This window comes from Arthrobacter sp. TJ-254 (genome assembly GCF_058269175.1).
In genome coordinates this window covers 78,904-97,020 of record NZ_JBZCNF010000001.1, presented here as the reverse complement: position 1 = coordinate 97,020, position 18,117 = coordinate 78,904, and the positions used below count along the sequence as shown (strand labels likewise).

The following is an 18,117-nucleotide window of genomic DNA, read 5'->3' as shown; positions in this document are numbered from 1 at the left end:
GGCACGCCGGGAAGTAGCCTTGGCATGTGAATACCAATCCGACCCGCGTCTTCGTAGCACGCCTGCTCGGCCTCGATGTTTTCGACCCCTTGGGCGACCGTCTGGGCCGGCTGCGCGACGTCGTCGTGATCGACCGCGGCCCCCTCAAGGAACCCCAGGTAGTCGGAATCGTCATCGAGGTCCCCGGGAAGAAACGCATTTTCGTCCCGATGACCCGGGTCACTTCAATGGACACGTCGCAGATCATCTGCACGGGGCTGGTGAACCTGCGCCGCTTCGAGCAGCGCGGCGCCGAACTGCTCGTTGTGGGTGAGCTTTTCGACCGGCGGGTCACCCTGCGGGACGGCTCCGGCGACGCGGTCATCGAGGACATCGCGATGGAGAAGAACAGGACGGGCGACTGGCACGTGTCGCAGCTGTTCATCCGACGCGGCGGCCCCACCTCTGCACTGCGCAGTCTTCGCAGGGGAGGTGAGCGTCTCATCATCAACTGGCTCGATGCCTACCACGGCGCCGCGGACGAGCCCCAGGGCGCCTCCCAGTTCGTCGCGCAGCACGAGGACCTCAAGGCCGCCGACTTTGCCGAAGCCCTTCACGAGATGAGCAACAAGCGCCGCCTCGAGGTGGCCGGGGAGCTTCAGGACGACCGGCTGGCGGACATCCTCCAGGAGATGCCCGACAATGACCAGGTCCAGATCCTTTCCTCGCTGAACCGCGAGCGCGCCGCCGACATCCTCGAAGAGATGGACCCCGACGACGCCGCCGACCTGCTCAACGAACTGCCCGAGGCGCAGAAGGAGGAGCTGCTCCAGCTCATGGAGCCCGACGACGCCGACGACGTGCGCCGGCTCCTGCAGTACGAGGAGGACACCGCCGGTTCCCTGATGACGACCGTCCCTGTCATCCTCCCGCCCGAGGCGACGGTGGCCGAAGCCCTGGCCCACGTGCGCCGCGAGGAGCTCACCCCGGCCCTTGCCTCATCGATCTTTGTCTGCCGCCCGCCGCTTGAGACGCCCACCGGCAGGTACCTCGGCGTGGTGCACATCCAGCAGCTCCTGCGATACCCGCCACCGGAGCAGCTGGGCAATATCCTCGATGCCGACCTCGAACCGGTCAGTGACCAGGCCAATATCAGCGAGGTCTCCCGCATCCTTGCGACCTACAATCTCAACTCGCTGCCCATCATCAATAAGGAGGGCAGGCTGGTGGGCGCCGTCACCGTCGATGACGTGCTTGACCATCTCCTGCCCGATGACTGGCGGGCCCAGGACGACACACGCGCACTAAGGCGGGGAGGAACACGTGGCTGAGAGAATCCGATCGACCTCGACCGGTCTTGACACCCCACGGGAGAGCCGCAAACGGGTGATTCCCCGGCTGCGTCCCAACCCCGACCGGTTCGGCAGTGCAACCGAGAACTTCGCGCGCTTCATGGGCACGCCGCAGTTCCTCTTCTACATGACCGTGTTCTGCGTGCTGTGGCTGGTCTGGAACACCTGGGGACCGGCGGACGCCCGGTGGGACAGCGCGGCCCTGGGGTTCACGGCCCTGACGCTGATGCTTTCCCTCCAGGCCTCCTACGCTGCACCGCTGCTGCTGCTGGCCCAGAACCGGCAGGATGACCGTGACCGCGTGTCGCTGCGTGAGGACAGGCAGCGCGCGGAGCGGAACCTTTCCGACACCGAGTACCTGACCCGGGAAATCGCGGAACTCCGCATTGCCCTCCGTGAGGTTGCCACAAGGGACTATGTCCGGTCCGAGCTTCGCTCGGCCCTCGAGGAAATCCTTGAAGCGGCCGACGGCCAGGAGATAGCCCTCACCAAGAAACCGCGCAGGAAGCCGTCGGAGAACACCATGGGCCTGCCCCGCGTGACCCCACCGGTCGCGAGCGACAGCCAGTGATTTCAGAGGCTGCGGTCCTCGGGGCCCTCGGCTCCGTTCTTGACCCCGAACTCCGCCGGCCGATCACCGAGCTGGGAATGGTTGACCGTGTGGACGCCGATCCGTCAGGTGCAGTGACGGTGAGGGTGCTGCTCACAATCTCCGGCTGTCCGCTGCAGGAGACGATCACCGCAGACGTTGAGCACGCGCTGGCCGGGGTTGAAGGCGTCAATTCCGTCAGCGTCGATCTTGGAGTGATGAACCAGGAGCAGCGCGATGCGCTCAAGACGATGCTGCGCGGCGCCGGCGGTCAGCGGGGAATCCCCTTCAATGACCCAGGATCCCTCACCCGCGTCTACGCCGTGGCGAGCGGAAAAGGCGGAGTGGGCAAGTCTACGGTCACGGTGAACCTTGCGACGGCGATGGCCGCCGAAGGCCTGCGCGTGGGCATCATCGATGCCGACGTCTACGGTTTTTCCGTTCCCGCCCTGATGGGGATCACGCAGCAGCCAACGCGTGTTGACGAGATGATCCTTCCGCCTGTTGCCTACGGGGTGAAGGTCATTTCGATCGGCATGTTCGTCAACACCAACCAGCCGGTGGCCTGGCGGGGCCCTATGCTCCACCGGGCGCTTGAGCAATTCCTCACCGATGTCTACTTTGGCGACCTCGACGCCCTGTTCCTCGATCTGCCGCCGGGAACCGGGGACATCGCCATCTCGGTGGCGCAGCTGCTGCCCCGCTCCGAGCTCCTCGTCGTCACCACCCCGCAGAGCGCGGCCGCAGATGTGGCCGAACGAGCCGGGGCCATGGCGGCCTCAACGGGCCAGAAGGTCGTCGGGGTGGTCGAGAACATGTCCTGGCTTGACCTGCCCGGAGGGGACCGCATCGAGCTGTTCGGTTCCGGCGGAGGGCAGGCACTGTCCCAACGGCTGAGCGCGACCCTTTCAGCGGAAGTGCCCCTGCTGGGCAGTGTCCCAGTCGAAATCGCACTGCGCGAGGGCGGCGACGCCGGAGCCCCGATCGTGCTCGAAACGACCTCGTCGCCGGCCGCTGGCGCCCTCCGGAGCATCGCCCACTCTCTGGCGCGCCGGCCCCGTGGCCTTGCGGGAACCAAACTGTCGGTATCGCCCCGCTGACCGCCCTGCGGACGCCTGCCTACGTCGCTTCGGCGTCGTACGGTGCCGGCTGGCCCGAGGCGAGCCGCACCGGAGCCGCAGCGGTGTGAGCCGACGGCGGCATGGTGGATCGGGCGGCCGCCGGGCCGTCGGGGCTGACGGGCTTGAAGGTGTCGTCGAGGTCCTCGAGGAGCGCTTCCTTGATGATGCGCCGCGGATCGTACTGGCGGGGATCGAGTTTCCGCCAGTCGACTTCGTCGAGTTCGGGCCCCACCTCTTCGCGGAGCTGCTCGCGGGCACCGCTGGCCATCCTACGCAGGCCCTTTACCAGGCGGGCGAGCTGCGCCGCGTACTCCGGAAGCCGCTCCGGACCCAGGATCACAACGGCGAGCATCGCCAAGACCACAAACTCGAGACCGTTGATTCCGAACACGTGAAAAGACTACCTTTCCCTCCCGCGGCCGGGCGATTCGTCGGCCGCCGGGGGAACTACCCGATGCCGGCGATCCGCGGGAGCTGCAGCACGGGAGGCTTCGCGGGCTTACGCGGGTCGCGGTGCGCCAGCTTCTCGCGGAGGATCGTCCTGCCCCGATGGATCCGCGAACGGACTGTTCCAAGCTTCACGCCGAGGACACGCGCCACCTCGTCGTAGGCGAGCCCCTCAAGGTCGCAGAGGACCACAGCGGCGCGGAAATCCGGCGGCAGCTCATCGAGGGCCGCCTGGACGTCGATGTCGAGATTGTTGAACTCGAAGCTGCGCTCGGGGCCGGGGTGCCCGGTGGGCAGCCTGGCTTCGGCTTCCTCGGAAAGCCCGTCGAACCGGATCCGTGTCCTGCGCCGGGCCTGGTCGAGGAAGAGGTTGGTGGTGATCCGGTGCAGCCAGCCATCGAGAGTTCCGGGCTTGAAATTCGCCAGCGACCGGAACACGCGGACGAACACCTCCTGGGTAAGGTCCTCCGCGTCGAACTTGTTGCCGGTCAGCCGGTATGCGAGCCGGTACACCTTTGGCGAGTGCACCGTAACTACTTCTTCCCACGTCGGTGCGACCCAGTCGGCCTCCTGCGCGTCGCCCCCGTAGGGACGGTCGACATGCGGGACGGTCTGCTCGGCGGCGGCTGCCGCCCTTGGGCTAGACATCTGTTTCCCCTTATCGCCTTTCAACAGCCATTTCGCTGCGGTGCCGTTCAAGGCCGCGGTGATGCGGTCCTGATCACCGTGATTCGTTGCGGCGGGGTGGCTGGATGCCCCAATAAAGAAAATTCTTCAGTACAAAGCTGGGAACTGGCTGGTAATTATGCGGGAGCCACCGGGCAGCGGTGCGCGCGGGGCTCCGGCTTCGGCAGTAGTGTTGGAGGCGGGTTGGGGGACCTGCGACATTGCACATTACTAAAGAACGGACACCGATGGCCGCGGACAAGCAGAGCAGCTGGTCATACACTGAGGGACTTCCCGTCGAGGACGAAGTACTCCTTCGCGCCCGCGACCGCTCCTACGAGCTGGGAGTGACGCCGGTGTCCCCCGGAGTCGGTGCCGCGCTGACCGTCCTCGCCGCAGGCTCCAAGGCACAGACAGCCGTCGAGGTGGGTGCCGGGGCAGGAGTGTCGGGGGTATGCCTCCTGCGCGGACTGGGCCGGAACGCGGTGCTCACGACGATCGATTCCGATGTCGACCACCTGCGCACGGCGCGCGAGGCCTACGCCGAGGCCGGGATCCCGGGCAACCGGACGCGCACGATTTCCGGACGTGCCTCGGATGTCCTCCCGCGCCTCACCGACTCCGCCTACGACCTCGTCTTCATCGACGCCGACAAAGCGGGACTGCCGCTCTACGTCGACCAGGCGGTGCGGTTGCTGAAGCCGGGCGGGATGCTGATCGTCAACGACGCGTTGGACGCCGACCGGGTTGCTGATCCCGCGATCCGGGAGTCCTCGACGAATGCCCTGCGCCAGGTGGGTAAGACGATCCGCGAGAACGACCAGCTCCTCTCGGCCCTGGTCCCGACTGGGTCGGGGCTCCTGCTCGCCGTGAAACGCCAGAAGTGAGCGGCTGCTAGCCGGTCACCGTCAGCAGGCAGTCCTTCAGCTTCCCTGCCTCTTCGGCATTGAGTTCGACCACCAGGCGACCTCCGCCGTCGATGGGCACGCGCATGATCAAGCTGCGTCCCTCCTTAGTGACTTCCATCGGTCCGTCGCCGGTTCGCGGTTTCATGGCAGCCATAAGGATCGTCCCTTTCAACAGTGCGTTGCCGGCCAGCGGCGCCGCGTCAGTAAGCGGTGTGCGGCAGCGCCCTGCTGGGCACGACGCGCCAGCACACGTCATCGAATACATTATTCAGCACAATCAACCGGCGAGCTAATCCGCGTGCGGCGTGGATCACAGTTTCATGGTGGATAGTCGGCATTTCCCACCACCGGGCTCCAGGCCCAGAGCACCCGTACCCACACGATCTGGAGGACAAGGCACACCGCCAGGACGGCCCACCGGTACGTTGGGGACCGCGAGGCGAGGGCCGCCGCGAGCGCGAGGGGAAAGAGCGGAAGCAAGATCCGGAAGGTGCTCGACTGGGGATTCCAGAACGCGGCGAGGTACACAAGATAGGCCGCGCACCAGCTCACGGGGCCGGCGCCCAGGCTGCGGACCGGCCGTGACCGGAACAGGAGGAAGCACCCTGCCGCGAGGACCAGCAGCGCCAGCGGGCCTCCCACCGGCCCGAGGTAGGCCGCCGCCGCGTTCGGCCAGGGTGCGAACGGTGCAAGTTCCTCACCGCGCCACGCCGTCTCCGTTTCGACGTACGCGTTCGTCTCCCCCGTGACGGCCCACGCCGCGGCAGGCCAGGCCAGCGCCGCGGCTCCGGTGACGAGGCCCAGCACGGCGAGCCGGAGCGGCGCGCCGCCGGTTTTTCGGTCGGCTGGGGCATCCGGGGGCCGCCGGCGCAGCGCCAGCAGTTCGATCACGAACAGGATCAGCAGCAGCAACGCGAAGGGGACCCCCGCGGGCCTGGAGAGGCACATGGCGACGACCACCGGAACGGCGGTGAGGTACCGGCGCGTGAAGACCAGCAGCAGCGACAACGCCAGCAGCAGCAGGTTCAGTGACTCCGCGTAGGGAATCTGCAGGATCGGGGAAACCGGAAGGAACGCGACAAAGGCCACGCCCCACAGCGCGTCGCGGGGTTCCGCGGCGAGCCGGAACAACCGGTAGATGACCAGGGCCGCGGCGAACCCGCACGCCGTTGCGGCGATTGGTGCGAGCACCGGCCATCCTGCGCCCGTAAGGGAGTGGAGCAGCCGGACCAGGGCCGGGAACAGTGGGTAGAACGCCCACTGGTTGGGTGAGACGGCGCCGTCGATGTCCCGGGGAAGCTCCGGTGGATACCCTTCCTCGAAGATCCTCTCGTACCAGCCGCTGTCCCAGAACGCGACGAAGGACAAGTATCCGGGCGACGCCGCCGCCCAGGGGCTCGGCGCCTGGACGGCCGCGGCGGCAAGGAGCACCGCAGTGGAGACGATGCGCGCCGCACCGTAGACCAGCAGGACCTGCACCGGCCAGGGCCAGGCGCGCGGATGCACTCCAGTCAAGGCGCCGACGGGGCGGAGCTGGTATCCGCGGGCCGGGTGTGCCGGACCCAGCAGGCGTCGAGGTGGTCGTTGACGTAACCGGTTGCCTGCATCATTGCGTAGACGGTGGTTGGGCCAACGAATCGGAAGCCCAGCCGCTTCAGTTCCTTGGCCAGCGCCGTCGACTCGGGCGTGACAGCCGGCACTTCCTCAAGGGACGCCGGGGCCGGTCCGGCCGGCGGGCGGAAGGCTTCGAAGACCCCGCCCAAGGTGGTGCCTTCCGGGAAGGCGGCGACGACCTTGGCGTTCGCGATCGTGGCAAGGATCTTCGCCCGGTTGCGCACGATACCCGCATCAGCCATCAGCCGCGCGACGTCGTCGTCGGTGAAACGGGAAACGCGCAGCGGGTCGAACCCTGCGAACGCCTCCCGGAACGCTTCGCGCTTGCGCAGGATGGTCAGCCAGCTCAGGCCGGACTGGAAGCCCTCGAGGCTGAGCCGTTCGAACAGCGCGGCGTCGCCGGTGACGACCCTGCCCCACTCGTCGTCGTGGTAGCGCTCGTACTCGGTGGTGGACACCGCCCACCCGCACCGCAGCCGCCCGTCCGATCCGGGAACTGCGCCCGTCACCGTTCCGCTCCACCGCTGGGGCACCGCCGCAGCAGGTCCTCGATCCGGGCGTCCCGCGCTGCGAGCGCTTCGGCGAGGCGGTCAAGGACCTCGTCGACCTGATCCATGCGGTATCCCCGCAGGCCTAGTCCGAAACGCACCCGTCCGACGTCGGCAGCGGCGGGGTTGTCCGGCAGGAGCACCGGGGGCAGGGAGGCGACCGGTTCGGCGAGCCCGGGAACCGCCGCAGGGACCCGCCGGCCGCCCCGGAGGGGGAACCGCAGGCCGGCGGCCAGCACGGCGGTGCCGCCCAGCAACGCGATCGCGAGGAGAACGAGGAAGATACTCACAGAGCCATGGTGCCAGAGACCGCCGGTCAGGGTTCCTTATGGGTTTTGGTGTCGGCGATGACGAGCCGCACTGCTTCCTCGGCGTCGTCGACCAGGTGGACAAGCCCGAGGTCCTTTTCCGAGATCATTCCTTCGGCAAGGAGGGTTCCCTTTACCCAGTCCCACAGCGGGCCCCAGTAGTCGACGCCGATCAGCACGATCGGGAAGGAGGTGACCTTCCGGGTCTGGACGAGGGTCATCGCCTCGAAGAGTTCATCGAGGGTGCCGAAACCGCCGGGCAGGACGACGAAGCCCCTGGCGTACTTGACGAACATTGTCTTGCGGGCGAAGAAGTAACGGAAATTGATGCCGAGGTCGACCCACTCGTTCATTCCCTGTTCGAAAGGCAGCTCGATGCCAAGTCCGACCGACATTCCTCCCGCCTCGCAGGCGCCCTTGTTCGCCGCCTCCATGGCCCCGGGGCCGCCTCCGGTGATGACGGCGTACCCGGCACCGACCAGGCGCCGCCCGATGTCCTCACCGAGCGCGTAGAACGGCGAGTCGCGGGGTGTGCGGGCCGACCCGAAGACGCTTATTGCCGGGCCAAGCTGGGACAGGGTGCCGAAACCCTCGACGAACTCGCTCTGGATCCGCAGCACCCGCCACGGGTCGGTTTTCGTGAAGAGGGGCCCCTCCTCCGAGTCCAGCAGGAAGCTGTCGGATTGGGGCACCGCCGTCTGCGCCCGCCGGAGTTCAACCTGCCCGCGGCGGCGCGTGGCAGGAGGCGTCTGTCCGGGGGTTTCCGGCTGGCTGGCGTCGTCGTTCGGGGCTCGGTTCAGGTGAGGCATCCTCCTAGGCTAGCCGCCCCGGAGCCCGCCCGGGATTTGGTTGCTCTTGAATCACAATTTTCCTTTTTGGGCGCGTAAGTGTTGCCAGAGGGCATTCGTTCGCTAGATTCTTCCCATGACAAGTGAACCGCAGCCGTCTACGACCGCGTCTTCAGCGGCCCCCCTCGTATCCCTGAAAAAGGTGAACAAACACTTCGGCGAGCTGCACGTTCTCAAAGATATTGATCTCGAAATTGCCCGCGGCGAAGTGGTTGTTGTGATCGGCCCTTCGGGCTCCGGAAAATCGACCCTGTGCCGGGCGATCAACCGCCTCGAAACCATCGACGACGGCGAAATCCGCATTGACGGGAAAGTGCTGCCCGCCGAGGGCAAGGCGCTGGCCAAACTGCGCGCCGACGTGGGAATGGTGTTCCAGTCCTTTAACCTTTTTGCGCACAAATCGATTCTTGAAAACGTCACCCTCGGGCCCGTGAAGGTCAAGGGAATGAAAACCAGGGAAGCCAAGGACCTCGCGATGTCCCTCCTGGAACGCGTCGGCGTTGCCAACCAGGCCCAGAAGCTGCCGGCGCAGCTCTCCGGCGGGCAGCAGCAGCGCGTGGCGATCGCGCGGGCGCTGGCCATGAAGCCGAAGGTTATGCTTTTCGACGAGCCCACCTCGGCCCTCGACCCCGAGATGATCAACGAAGTCCTCGATGCGATGGTCTCGCTCGCCAAGGAGGGCATGACAATGATCGTTGTCACCCACGAGATGGGCTTCGCCAGGAGGGCCGCCGACCGCGTCATCTTCATGGCGGACGGCCAGATTGTCGAGCAGGCCACCCCCGAGGAGTTTTTCACCAATCCGCGGAGCGACCGCGCGAAGGACTTCCTCGGGAAGATCCTCGCCCACTGACCCACACCAAGTTTCATCACTGCACCGTCAAGGCCTGTTGGCCGCAACGCAAGGAGAAATCATGCGAAAGACCCGTTATGCAGCTGCCGCCATGGCAGCAGCCGCAGCCCTCACGCTCTCGGCCTGTGGAGGCGGGGGCGGAAATGAGAGCGGTGGAACCGGCGGCGAGGGCGACGCTGAATCCGTCAAGATCGGCATCAAGTTCGACCAGCCGGGCCTTGGATTCGATGAAGGCGGCTCCTACTCGGGCTTCGACGTGGACGTTGCGAAGTACGTGGCCAAGGAGCTTGGCTACACCGAAGAGCAGATCGAATTCGTCCAGGCTCCCTCGGCCAACCGCGAGAACCTCCTGTCGAACAACGAAGTCGACATGATTTTCGCGACCTACTCGATCACCGACGAGCGCAAGCAGACAGTCGACTTCGCCGGGCCGTACTTCGTCGCCGGCCAGGATCTTCTTGTCCCCAAGGACAGCGACATCAAGGGCCCCGAGGACCTCGCGGGGAAGAACCTGTGCTCGGTCACCGGCTCCACCTCGGCGCAGAAGATCAAGGACAAGTACCCGGACGTCAACCTCGTTGAGCAGCCCGGCTACGCGGAGTGCGTCAGCGTGATGGGCGGCGGCCAGATCGATGCCGTCACAACCGACGACATCATCCTCGCCGGCCTTGCCGCCCAGGAGGCCAATGCCGGCCAGTTCAAGGTCGTCGGTGCCCCCTTCTCGGAGGAGCGCTACGGCGTCGGCCTGCCCAAGGGCAGCGAACTCTGCGAAGACGTCAACACGGCCATCACCAAGATGATCGACGATGGTGCGTGGGAAGAGGCGCTGAAGGTCAACACCGAAGGCGCCGACTACTCGTACAACAAGGAACTGAACCCGCCGGAGCCCGAGGCCTGCGCGTAATCACCTCCCGGTATTGGTGGGGCTGCCCGTCGGGCAGCCCCACCATCGCATGTTCAACACCAACAAAGAGGTGAACCTTGGATAATTTCCTGTCGCTCTTTCAGACGTACGACGTCCCGGCCGCGTTCTGGGTCAATATCCAGCTGACGTTCTGGGCCGCGCTGTGGTCCCTGCTGCTCGGCACGCTGCTCGCACTGATGCGCATCTCGCCCATCCCAAGCCTGCAGTGGCTTGGCGCCGCCTATGTAAATATCTTCCGCAACACGCCGCTGACCATCATCATCGCGTTCGGCGTGCTGGGCCTGTACGGCCAGTTGCAGGTGGTGCTCACCCAGGACTTCGACCTCAACTTCTTCCGCCTTGCCGTGCTCGGCCTGTCGCTCTACCACGCGGCGTTCGTCTGCGAAGCGATCCGCAGCGGCGTCAACACGGTTCCCCTCGGCCAGGCCGAGGCAGCGCGGGCGATCGGGCTGAGTTTCCTTCCCGCCGCCCGCCTGATCATCCTGCCGCAGGCCTTCCGCGGAGCGATCGCCCCGCTGGGCAACGTGCTGATCGCGCTGATCAAGAACTCGACCGTTGCGGCTGCCGGGTCCGTTGCCGCTGAGGCCTCAAGCCTGATGAAGACCATGATCGAGTTCCGCGCCGACCTCGTGATCCCGATCTTCTTCACGTTCGCCCTGGGCTTCGTGATCATCGTGATCCCTGTCGGCCTCCTTACCACCTGGGCGTCCAGGAGATTGGCGGTGGCTCGATGAGCGCCCAAAGCGTCCTGTTCGACGCGCCGGGGCCCAAGGCGCGGCGCACCATCCTCGTGGGAAACCTGATCGGCGCCCTCCTGGTCGCCGGCCTCGTGGCCTACATCATTTTCCTGCTGGCCGGAAAGGGGCAGCTGGAGCCCGCCAAATGGACGCCCTTCCTCGAGGGCCGCACCTGGCAGTACTTCATCCTTCCGGGCCTGCTCAGCACCCTGAAGGCGGCCGCCGTCGCGGTGGTCACCTCCATCGTGTTCGGTCTGGTCTTCGGGCTTGGACGGCTCGCCCCGTTGGCTCCGGTGCGCTGGGTGGCAGGGATAGTCGTCGAGTTCCTCCGGGCGGTTCCGGTGCTGCTCATGATGATCTTCCTTTGGCTGGCGCTGGGGCGTTCGAACCTTGTCGACGACGCCCCCTTCGTGGCCGTCGTCGTGGCACTGACGCTCTACAACGGCTCGGTGATCGCCGAGCTCATCCGCTCCGGCGTCCACGGCCTGCCGAAAGGCCAGCGCGAGGCCGGCCTCGCCATCGGCATGACCCCAATGCGCTCGCTGCGCAGCATCGAGGTGCCGCAGGCGCTGATCGCGATGCTGCCCGCCCTGGTCAGCCAGTTCGTCGTGATCCTCAAGGACTCGGCCCTGGGCTACATCATCGGCTTCCCGGAGCTGCTGCAGAACGCACGCCGGCTCGGGGTGGGCGAGGGCAACCTGCTCCAGTCCCTGCTCATTGCCGCCCTGATCTTCATCGTCATCAACTTCGCCCTCTCGGCGCTGGCAACCCGGCTTTCGGGCCTGCTGAGCTTCCGCACCAAGGTGAAGGTGGGCAATGACAAACAGGACGGGGTCGTGAAGGCCGAACCCGAAGGGGTGACGGCGGCCTAGCCCCGCCCCCGTCCGGGGCCCACGGCATAAACAGTGAAGGCAGGGCACGCACCGCGGCGCGTGCCCTGCCTTCGTTTTGCTGCTGTTGCGGCGCCGCGGGAATCCCGGCCGGCGCCGCGGAGATCCGGGCTAGGCCGACAACCAGGTCCGCAGCGCCGTGAGGCACTGCCTCACCTCGTCGGCGTGGACGTGCTCGTTGTCGGAGTGGGCAAGAAGCGCATCCCCCGGCCCGAAGTTCACGGCGGGAATCCCGAGTTCGCTGAAGCGGGCCACGTCCGTCCAGCCGTACTTCGGCTGCGGAACCGCCCCGACCGCCGCCACGAAGTCCGCCGCCGCAGGGTGCTGGAGGCCTGGGCGCGCTCCCGCCGCGGCGTCGGTGCGTTCCACCTCGAAGCCCTCGAGCAGCCGGCGGACGTACTGTTCGGCCTCGTCGGGGCTTTTGTCCGGCGCGAACCGGTAGTTCACTTCAACAACGGTGCGGTCCGGGATCACGTTGCCGGCGGTTCCTCCGTGGATCATCACCGCGTTGAGGCTCTCCCGGTAGTCAAGGCCGTCGACAGCAACGGTGGCCGGGACGTGGTCGCGGAGCCGGGCCAGGACTTCGGCGGCGGCGTGGATGGCGTTCTCCCCCATCCAGGCGCGCGCCGAATGCGCTGCCCTTCCGGAGAGCGTGACCTCGAAGCGGGCGGTGCCGTTGCAGCCTCCCTCGACAGTGCCCGCCGTCGGCTCGAGCAGGACGGCGAAGTCGCCCTCCAGCCACGCCGGGTGGTTCCGCACCAGCCGCCCCAGCCCGCTCAGCGACGCCTCGACCTCCTCGTTGTCATAGAAGACGTAGGTGACATCGCGCTGCGGGTCGGCGAGGGTTGCGGCAAGGGCGAGCTGCACCGCCACTCCCCCCTTCATGTCCGTCGTTCCCCGGCCGTAGAGCACGTCGCCGTCCCAGACCCCGGGCACCGTGCCTCGTGCGCCGGCGGCCCCGGGCAGGGGCACCGTGTCGAGGTGGCCCGCGAGGATGACCCGCTGGCCGCGGCCCAGCGAGGTGCGGGCGATGATCGCATCGCCGTCGCGGAGCACTTCGAGGCGGGGCAGCGCACGCAGCACGCTTTCGATGGCGTCGGCCAGTGCGTTTTCATTGCCCGACACGCTGGGAATGTTCACCAGGTCGGCCGTAAGCAGGGCGACGTCGGTTGTCGGATCGAGGAGTTTCAGGCTGGGCTGGGTCATTTTCCAACCCTATCCCTCGGTAGACTGGGGGCCATGACGCAGAGCGCAGTTGATCTTTCCGGAACTGATGCAGGATCGCGGACGGCCTACGGCCTGGGTCTTGCGACAACCGCCGAGGATGGCGCCGTCCTCGATGTCTGGTACCCCGCGCCCGGCTTGGGTGGCGCGCCGGCCGCCTCGGAGGAACTCCGTGCCCGGCTCGAAGGCCTCGCCGGGGAGGGCGCCGACCCCCTGCGGCGCACCTCGGCCGGAGTGGTTTCGACGTCGATCCGCCTCGACGAGCCGCCGAGCGACACAGCCGACGCCTACCTCCGGCTGCATCTGCTGTCGCACCGGCTCGTCGCGCCGAACAGCATCAACCTCGACGGCATCTTCGGCATGCTCGCCAACGTCGTGTGGACCAACCATGGCCCATGCGCGGTCGCGGGCTTCGACGAGGTACGCCTCGCGCTGCGCGCCCGCGGTCCGGTGACCGTTTTCGCCGTTGACAAGTTCCCGCGCATGGTCGACTACGTGCTCCCCTCCGGCGTCCGCATCGCCGACGCCGACCGGGTGCGGCTAGGCGCCTACCTCGCTGAAGGCACGACGGTGATGCACGAGGGCTTCGTCAACTTCAACGCCGGCACCCTCGGCCAGTCGATGGTCGAAGGCCGGATCTCCGCGGGCGTGGTCGTCGGCAACGGGTCCGACGTCGGCGGCGGCGCCTCGATCATGGGCACCCTGTCCGGGGGCGGAACCCAGAAGATCACGATCGGAGAGCGCTGCCTGCTCGGAGCGCAGTCCGGTGTGGGCATCTCCCTCGGCGATGACTGCGTTGTCGAAGCCGGGCTCTACATCACCGCCGGCACAAAGGTCACCCTGCCCGACGGCAGCGTGACCAAGGCCGCCGAGCTTTCCGGGCAGTCCGGAATCCTCTACCTGCGCAACTCGACAACAGGGGTGGTCGAGGCCCGGCCCAGGACGGGAACCGGGATCACGCTGAACGCCGCGCTCCACGCGAACTGAGCACGCCTTCCTGTGACGAGCGGATACGCACGGCCACCGGCCCCGCGCCGCACCCTGAGGATCGCGGTTCCGGCTGCACTGGTCGCCCTCGCAGCGGTTGGGGCATGCCTTGCGGTTGCCCAGTTCAACGACTCGGAGATCCTGGTCCGGGAGCGCTGCACCGCTGAGGTCGGCGGAGTCCAGTACGAGCTCACTCCGCCGCAGACGCAGAACGCCGCCCTGATCGCGGGAGTGGCAGTGGCGCGCGGGCTTCCCGCGCGGGCCGCGTCGATTGCGATTGCCACGGCCATCCAGGAATCAGGGCTTCGGAACCTTGACTACGGTGACGACGCCGGCCCCGATTCACGGGGGTTGTTCCAGCAGCGGCCCTCGCAGGGCTGGGGCACCGAGGAACAGATTCTCGACCCCGGGTACGCTGCCGGAGCCTTCTACGACGCACTCGTGCGGATACCGGGCTACGAATCGCTGCCCATCACCGAGGCGGCGCAAAGCGTCCAGCGAAGCGCCTACCCCGAAGCCTATGCCGACCATGAACCCGAGGGCCGCGCCTTCGCGTCGGCGCTCACCGGGCAGTCCCCTGCGGCCCTGACGTGCGTGCTGCGCGAGCCCTCAACGGCGGGCAGCACCGTCGAGGTCGCCGCAGCCGCCGAGGCCGCGTTCGGCCCCCTCGGCGGGTCGGCCGAAGGTGAGGTGTACACGGTCGACGCCGCGGAGGCGGCCGGGTGGGCGGCCGCGCACTGGGCGGTCGGCAACGCCGAGCGGCTGTCCATCACCGCCGTGTCGTTCGGCGGGCAGCAGTGGCAGCGCTCTGAAGGAACCTGGCAGACCTTTGCGACCACCGCGGACCGGCTGACCATCACGGTCGCCGGAGAACCCGCATAACCACCCGATCAGGCGAGCATTTTCACAACCGGTTCGACATAACTGCGCAGCGCGGCCTCATCATCGGCAAGGTCCTGGCACATCAGGAGCCGGTCGGGCTCCACCCACCACGCCCGGCGGGCCCCGAGGGGCAGCTCGACAACATCGAGCGTGAACCGCCGCGCCCGCCGCCCCAGTTCGAGTTCGCGCTCCTCAAGGAGCCGGGCCAGGGTTCCTTCGAGTTTTCCGCCGCGCACCCCGGAATGGATCGCATACTCGGCGCACCGCTCCTCCGCCCATTCGATCGCGGTACCGAAGTGGGCGCGGGCCACCCGCTGCAGGGCCGGAGAGCCGTTGAGCTCGGTGAAGTCGGGAGGCGACGGGAGGACCGCATCGGACAGCTTCCCGGAAACCAGCAGGTGCCACCATGCTTCCCATTCGACGCGCAGGGTTTCGTGGCCGCCCACGTCGTCGATCAGCTGCGTGGGATCGACGCTCCGCACCTCCGGGCGCACCGGCGGCATCGCGGGTTCGCCGATGCCGTGAAGGCCGACACGGTCGCGCAGATAGAGGGCAACGAGAAGTACCTCCGAGGTATCGACGCTGAAGCGCCCGCCGGGAAGGGACGGCTGATGCGTCATGGGCCTCCTTAGGCACGAAGGTACTGCTCCCAAGGATAGACCTAGGGTCCCGAGCGCTCCAGAGCCCTGTCCGGGAGGCCCTCCGCCGCGGTGCCGGGACGGCCGCCGCGGCAAACTAGAATGGCAATCATGAGAATTCTTGTTACCGGAGGAAGCGGCTACATCGGCTCGCACACCGCGCTGGCGCTCCTCGAGGCCGGGCACGACGTCATCGTTGTCGACAATCTTGCAAATTCCACGGAGACCGCGCTGACGCGGGTCCAGGAACTGGCGGGACGCAAGCTGCGGTTCCACCGGGTCGACCTGCTTGATGAGCAGGGGCTCAATGGAGTCTTCGACACGGAGGACATTGAAGCAGTCATCCACTTTGCCGGGCTCAAGGCCGTCGGCGAATCGGTGGCACAGCCGCTGAGGTACTACCACAACAACGTCAGCGGCACCCTGAACCTCCTGCGAGCCATGGACGCCCACGACGTGCGCACGCTCGTGTTCAGCTCCTCCGCCACGGTGTACGGCGCATCCGAGGAGGTTCCCCTGACGGAGAAAATGCCCCTCGACGCGGTCAACCCCTACGGCCGGACCAAGGAACAGATCGAAGACATCCTCACGGACCTCGGCGCCGCCGACGGCCGGTGGAACATCGCCCTCCTGCGGTACTTCAACCCGGTGGGCGCCCACGAGTCAGGACGGATCGGTGAAGACCCGACGGGCGTTCCGAACAACCTCCTGCCCTTCGTCGCCCAGGTCGCGGTGGGCAGGCGGGAGAAGGTGATGGTTTTCGGAAACGACTACCCCACCCCCGATGGAACCGGCGTGCGCGACTACATCCACGTCGTCGACCTCGCAGCAGGGCACCTTGCCGCCCTGAACTACCTCACCAAGCACACCGGGGTGCACCGGTGGAACCTGGGCACCGGCAACGGTTCATCGGTCCTTGAGGTCCTTGCCGCGTTCTCCAAGGCGGCCGGGCACCAGATTCCCTACGAGTTCGCTCCCCGCCGGCCCGGAGACGCAGCGGTGAGCTACGCCGACCCCTCCTCGGCCCTGGCCGATCTTGGCTGGTCCGCGGTGCGCACCCTCGACCAGATGTGCGAAGATCACTGGCGCTGGCAGAAAAACAACCCCCAGGGCTACGCCACCGGCGAGTAGCCCCGGCGGTCCGGGATTAAGTGACGGCGGCGGCCGCTCTCCGAGGAGAGCGGCCGCCGCCGTTTGCCGTACCGCTGCGCCGCCGGGACCACCGTCAGAGCGCTGCCGTGCGGCGGGCTGCGGCGTCCGCCGCAGCCGCCCCGCCCTACCTGGCCGGGTAGTTGCGCTCGAGCGAGCCCGTGTAGAGCTGGCGGGGCCGGCCGATCTTCGTCTGCGGATCCTGCATCATCTCGCGCCACTGGGCGATCCAGCCCGGGAGACGTCCGATCGCGAAGAGCACGGTGAACATCTTCTCGGGGAAGCCCATCGCCTTGTAGATCAGGCCGGTGTAGAAGTCCACGTTCGGGTACAGCTTGCGTTCGATGAAGTAATCATCGGCAAGGGCCTTCTCTTCGAGGCGCATCGCGATGTCGAGCAGCTCGTCGTTGCCGCCGAGCTTCGTGAGGATGTCGTGGGCCGTGGCCTTGACGATCTTCGCGCGCGGATCGTAGTTCTTGTAGACGCGGTGACCGAAGCCCATGAGCTTCACGCCGTCTTCCTTGTTCTTGACCTTCTCCATGAAGTCCTCGGGCTGCATGCCCTTGGCCTTGATGTCGCGGAGCATGTTCAGCACCGCTTCGTTCGCCCCGCCGTGCAGCGGACCGAACAGGGCGTTGATGCCTGCCGAGACCGACGCGAACATGTTCGCGTGGGAGCTTCCGACGAGGCGTACCGTCGACGTCGAGCAGTTCTGCTCGTGGTCGGCGTGAAGGATCAGGAGGAGGTCGAGGGCCTTGACCACCATGGGGTCGAGGTCGTACGGCTCGGCGGGAAGGCCGAAGGAGAGCCTCAGGAAGTTCTCGACGAGGTTCATCGAGTTGTCCGGGTACAGCATGGGCTGCCCGATCGACTTCTTGTGGGCGTAGGCGGCGATGACTGGCAGCTTGGCCATGAGGCGGAACGTGGAGAGTTCCACCTGCTCGTCGTCGAACGGGTCCAGGGAGTCCTGGTAGAAGGTCGAAAGAGCGGATACGGCTGAGGAAAGAACCGGCATCGGGTGCGCGTCACGGGGGAAACCGCCGAAGAAGCCCTTGAGCTCTTCGTGGAGCAGGGTGTGGCGGCGGATGCGGCCGTCGAAGGTCGCAAGCTCCTCCGGCGTCGGCAGGTTGCCGTAGATCAGGAGGTAGGACACCTCGAGGAAGCTCGAGTTCTCGGCGAGCTGCTCGATGGGGTACCCGCGGTAGCGCAGGATGCCCGCGTCGCCGTCGATATAGGTGATTGCCGAGGTCGTCGCGGCCGTGTTCATGAAGCCCGGGTCGAAGGTGACGTTCCCGGTCTGCTTCAGGAGCTTCGAAATGTCGAAGCCGTTGTTGCCTTCAGCCGCGGCCAAAGTGGGCAGGCTGAGTTCGCCGCCGTTGAAGTGCAGCGAGGCACCGTTCTGCTCGGTCATTGACTCTCCTTCAGGAGCTGGAGTGAATTCATCGCAACGAT

The 18,117-nt window shown here is 66.9% G+C and carries 21 protein-coding genes; 11 read left to right on the top strand and 10 right to left on the bottom strand.

The genetic code is table 11. The features are described 5' to 3' along the window. Positions 1–26: 26 nt before the first annotated feature. Genes AC4D14_RS00490 through AC4D14_RS00480 form a run of 3 tightly spaced genes read left to right on the top strand, consistent with a single transcriptional unit; the run spans position 27 to position 3,020 of the window. A complete protein-coding gene (locus AC4D14_RS00490) occupies positions 27–1,310 on the top strand; it encodes a magnesium transporter MgtE N-terminal domain-containing protein (protein ID WP_490899611.1) in 1,284 nt (427 codons plus the stop codon). Next, positions 1,303–1,902: a DUF1003 domain-containing protein gene (locus AC4D14_RS00485; protein ID WP_490899610.1), complete on the top strand. Its 600-nt coding sequence runs from the start codon at positions 1,303–1,305 to the stop codon at positions 1,900–1,902. Before AC4D14_RS00490 ends, AC4D14_RS00485 begins: the two co-directional genes overlap by 8 nt. Continuing rightward, positions 1,899–3,020, top strand: a complete 1,122-nt coding sequence (locus tag AC4D14_RS00480) for an Mrp/NBP35 family ATP-binding protein (protein ID WP_490899609.1) — start codon at positions 1,899–1,901, stop codon at positions 3,018–3,020. The genes AC4D14_RS00485 and AC4D14_RS00480 overlap by 4 nt, the downstream gene beginning before the upstream one ends. A 19-nt stretch (positions 3,021–3,039) precedes the next feature. Here the strand turns inward: AC4D14_RS00480 and AC4D14_RS00475 are convergent, their stop codons facing one another. Then, positions 3,040–3,432 carry a sec-independent translocase gene (locus AC4D14_RS00475; RefSeq protein WP_490899608.1) on the bottom strand — a complete coding sequence of 131 codons (393 nt, stop codon included), beginning with the start codon at positions 3,430–3,432 and terminating at the stop codon, positions 3,040–3,042. Positions 3,433–3,488: 56 nt separating this feature from the next. After that, entirely contained in the window at positions 3,489–4,136 is a 648-nt protein-coding gene (gene sigE / locus AC4D14_RS00470) for an RNA polymerase sigma factor SigE (RefSeq protein WP_490899607.1), read from the bottom strand. Positions 4,137–4,402: 266 nt separating this feature from the next. Between sigE and AC4D14_RS00465 the strand changes: the two genes are divergently transcribed. Next, a complete protein-coding gene (locus tag AC4D14_RS00465) occupies positions 4,403–5,041 on the top strand; it encodes an O-methyltransferase (protein WP_490899605.1) in 639 nt (212 codons plus the stop codon). A gap of 7 nt (positions 5,042–5,048) precedes the next feature. On the opposite strand, the gene AC4D14_RS00460 is transcribed toward AC4D14_RS00465, so the two are convergent. The 5 genes from AC4D14_RS00460 to AC4D14_RS00440 all read right to left on the bottom strand — a co-directional run bounded on the left by AC4D14_RS00460 (position 5,049) and on the right by AC4D14_RS00440 (position 8,341). Beyond that, on the bottom strand, positions 5,049–5,216 hold the full coding sequence (locus AC4D14_RS00460; protein ID WP_081737717.1) for a DUF3117 domain-containing protein: 168 nt from the start codon (positions 5,214–5,216) through the stop codon (positions 5,049–5,051). Positions 5,217–5,380: 164 nt separating this feature from the next. Then, positions 5,381–6,568: a hypothetical protein gene (locus AC4D14_RS00455; protein WP_490899604.1), complete on the bottom strand. Its 1,188-nt coding sequence runs from the start codon at positions 6,566–6,568 to the stop codon at positions 5,381–5,383. A 5-nt stretch (positions 6,569–6,573) separates the two neighbouring features. Beyond that, a complete protein-coding gene (locus AC4D14_RS00450) occupies positions 6,574–7,185 on the bottom strand; it encodes a DNA-3-methyladenine glycosylase I (protein ID WP_490899603.1) in 612 nt (203 codons plus the stop codon). Beyond that, complete coding sequence (locus AC4D14_RS00445) at positions 7,182–7,514, bottom strand: DivIVA domain-containing protein (protein WP_490899602.1); 333 nt, start codon at positions 7,512–7,514, stop codon at positions 7,182–7,184. The genes AC4D14_RS00450 and AC4D14_RS00445 overlap by 4 nt, the downstream gene beginning before the upstream one ends. A 26-nt stretch (positions 7,515–7,540) precedes the next feature. Beyond that, a complete protein-coding gene (locus tag AC4D14_RS00440) occupies positions 7,541–8,341 on the bottom strand; it encodes an LOG family protein (RefSeq protein WP_490899601.1) in 801 nt (266 codons plus the stop codon). Positions 8,342–8,456: 115 nt separating this feature from the next. On the opposite strand from AC4D14_RS00440, the gene AC4D14_RS00435 reads away from it, so the two are divergent. The 4 genes from AC4D14_RS00435 (at position 8,457) to AC4D14_RS00420 (ending at position 11,767) form a co-directional block, all read left to right on the top strand. Beyond that, positions 8,457–9,233 carry an amino acid ABC transporter ATP-binding protein gene (locus tag AC4D14_RS00435; protein WP_490899600.1) on the top strand — a complete coding sequence of 259 codons (777 nt, stop codon included), beginning with the start codon at positions 8,457–8,459 and terminating at the stop codon, positions 9,231–9,233. Between the two features lie 61 nt (positions 9,234–9,294). Next, positions 9,295–10,137 carry a glutamate ABC transporter substrate-binding protein gene (locus tag AC4D14_RS00430; RefSeq protein ID WP_490899599.1) on the top strand — a complete coding sequence of 281 codons (843 nt, stop codon included), beginning with the start codon at positions 9,295–9,297 and terminating at the stop codon, positions 10,135–10,137. Positions 10,138–10,214: 77 nt separating this feature from the next. After that, the gene (locus AC4D14_RS00425; RefSeq protein ID WP_490899598.1) at positions 10,215–10,892 is read left to right on the top strand and encodes an ABC transporter permease subunit; all 678 of its coding nucleotides are present in this window, start codon (positions 10,215–10,217) and stop codon (positions 10,890–10,892) included. Then, on the top strand, positions 10,889–11,767 hold the full coding sequence (locus AC4D14_RS00420) for an amino acid ABC transporter permease (RefSeq protein ID WP_490899597.1): 879 nt from the start codon (positions 10,889–10,891) through the stop codon (positions 11,765–11,767). The genes AC4D14_RS00425 and AC4D14_RS00420 overlap by 4 nt, the downstream gene beginning before the upstream one ends. Positions 11,768–11,896: 129 nt before the next feature. Here the strand turns inward: AC4D14_RS00420 and dapE are convergent, their stop codons facing one another. Beyond that, on the bottom strand, positions 11,897–12,991 hold the full coding sequence (gene dapE / locus AC4D14_RS00415; protein WP_490899596.1) for a succinyl-diaminopimelate desuccinylase: 1,095 nt from the start codon (positions 12,989–12,991) through the stop codon (positions 11,897–11,899). A 33-nt stretch (positions 12,992–13,024) separates the two neighbouring features. Here dapE and dapD point away from each other — a divergent pair, with 33 nt between their 5' ends. Both dapD and AC4D14_RS00405 read left to right on the top strand, forming a co-directional pair. Continuing rightward, positions 13,025–13,996 (top strand): 2,3,4,5-tetrahydropyridine-2,6-dicarboxylate N-succinyltransferase, encoded by a 972-nt coding sequence (gene dapD / locus AC4D14_RS00410; RefSeq protein ID WP_490899595.1) that lies wholly within the window; start codon positions 13,025–13,027, stop codon positions 13,994–13,996. Positions 13,997–14,008: 12 nt separating this feature from the next. Continuing rightward, positions 14,009–14,878 carry a hypothetical protein gene (locus AC4D14_RS00405; protein WP_490899594.1) on the top strand — a complete coding sequence of 290 codons (870 nt, stop codon included), beginning with the start codon at positions 14,009–14,011 and terminating at the stop codon, positions 14,876–14,878. An 8-nt stretch (positions 14,879–14,886) separates the two neighbouring features. Here AC4D14_RS00405 and AC4D14_RS00400 read toward each other — a convergent pair whose 3' ends face one another. Then, positions 14,887–15,498, bottom strand: a complete 612-nt coding sequence (locus AC4D14_RS00400; RefSeq protein WP_490899593.1) for a hypothetical protein — start codon at positions 15,496–15,498, stop codon at positions 14,887–14,889. A gap of 129 nt (positions 15,499–15,627) precedes the next feature. Here AC4D14_RS00400 and galE point away from each other — a divergent pair, with 129 nt between their 5' ends. Beyond that, positions 15,628–16,647 carry a UDP-glucose 4-epimerase GalE gene (gene galE, locus AC4D14_RS00395; protein ID WP_490899592.1) on the top strand — a complete coding sequence of 340 codons (1,020 nt, stop codon included), beginning with the start codon at positions 15,628–15,630 and terminating at the stop codon, positions 16,645–16,647. 145 nt (positions 16,648–16,792) lie between these two features. Here galE and AC4D14_RS00390 read toward each other — a convergent pair whose 3' ends face one another. Next, a complete protein-coding gene (locus tag AC4D14_RS00390; protein ID WP_490899591.1) occupies positions 16,793–18,076 on the bottom strand; it encodes a citrate synthase in 1,284 nt (427 codons plus the stop codon). Positions 18,077–18,117: the final 41 nt, after the last annotated feature.

What these genes read in the sequence shown, in the direction of transcription:
- sigE (WP_490899607.1), bottom strand. Translation starts at nt 4,136, where the DNA reads ATGTCTAGCCCAAGGGCGGCAGCCGCCGCCGAGCAGACCGTCCCGCAT.
- AC4D14_RS00465 (WP_490899605.1), top strand. Translation starts at nt 4,403, where the DNA reads ATGGCCGCGGACAAGCAGAGCAGCTGGTCATACACTGAGGGACTTCCC.
- AC4D14_RS00460 (WP_081737717.1), bottom strand. Translation starts at nt 5,216, where the DNA reads ATGGCTGCCATGAAACCGCGAACCGGCGACGGACCGATGGAAGTCACT.
- AC4D14_RS00440 (WP_490899601.1), bottom strand. Translation starts at nt 8,341, where the DNA reads ATGCCTCACCTGAACCGAGCCCCGAACGACGACGCCAGCCAGCCGGAA.
- AC4D14_RS00435 (WP_490899600.1), top strand. Translation starts at nt 8,457, where the DNA reads ATGACAAGTGAACCGCAGCCGTCTACGACCGCGTCTTCAGCGGCCCCC.
- AC4D14_RS00430 (WP_490899599.1), top strand. Translation starts at nt 9,295, where the DNA reads ATGCGAAAGACCCGTTATGCAGCTGCCGCCATGGCAGCAGCCGCAGCC.
- AC4D14_RS00420 (WP_490899597.1), top strand. Translation starts at nt 10,889, where the DNA reads ATGAGCGCCCAAAGCGTCCTGTTCGACGCGCCGGGGCCCAAGGCGCGG.
- dapE (WP_490899596.1), bottom strand. Translation starts at nt 12,991, where the DNA reads ATGACCCAGCCCAGCCTGAAACTCCTCGATCCGACAACCGACGTCGCC.
- dapD (WP_490899595.1), top strand. Translation starts at nt 13,025, where the DNA reads ATGACGCAGAGCGCAGTTGATCTTTCCGGAACTGATGCAGGATCGCGG.
- AC4D14_RS00400 (WP_490899593.1), bottom strand. Translation starts at nt 15,498, where the DNA reads ATGACGCATCAGCCGTCCCTTCCCGGCGGGCGCTTCAGCGTCGATACC.
- galE (WP_490899592.1), top strand. Translation starts at nt 15,628, where the DNA reads ATGAGAATTCTTGTTACCGGAGGAAGCGGCTACATCGGCTCGCACACC.
- AC4D14_RS00390 (WP_490899591.1), bottom strand. Translation starts at nt 18,076, where the DNA reads ATGACCGAGCAGAACGGTGCCTCGCTGCACTTCAACGGCGGCGAACTC.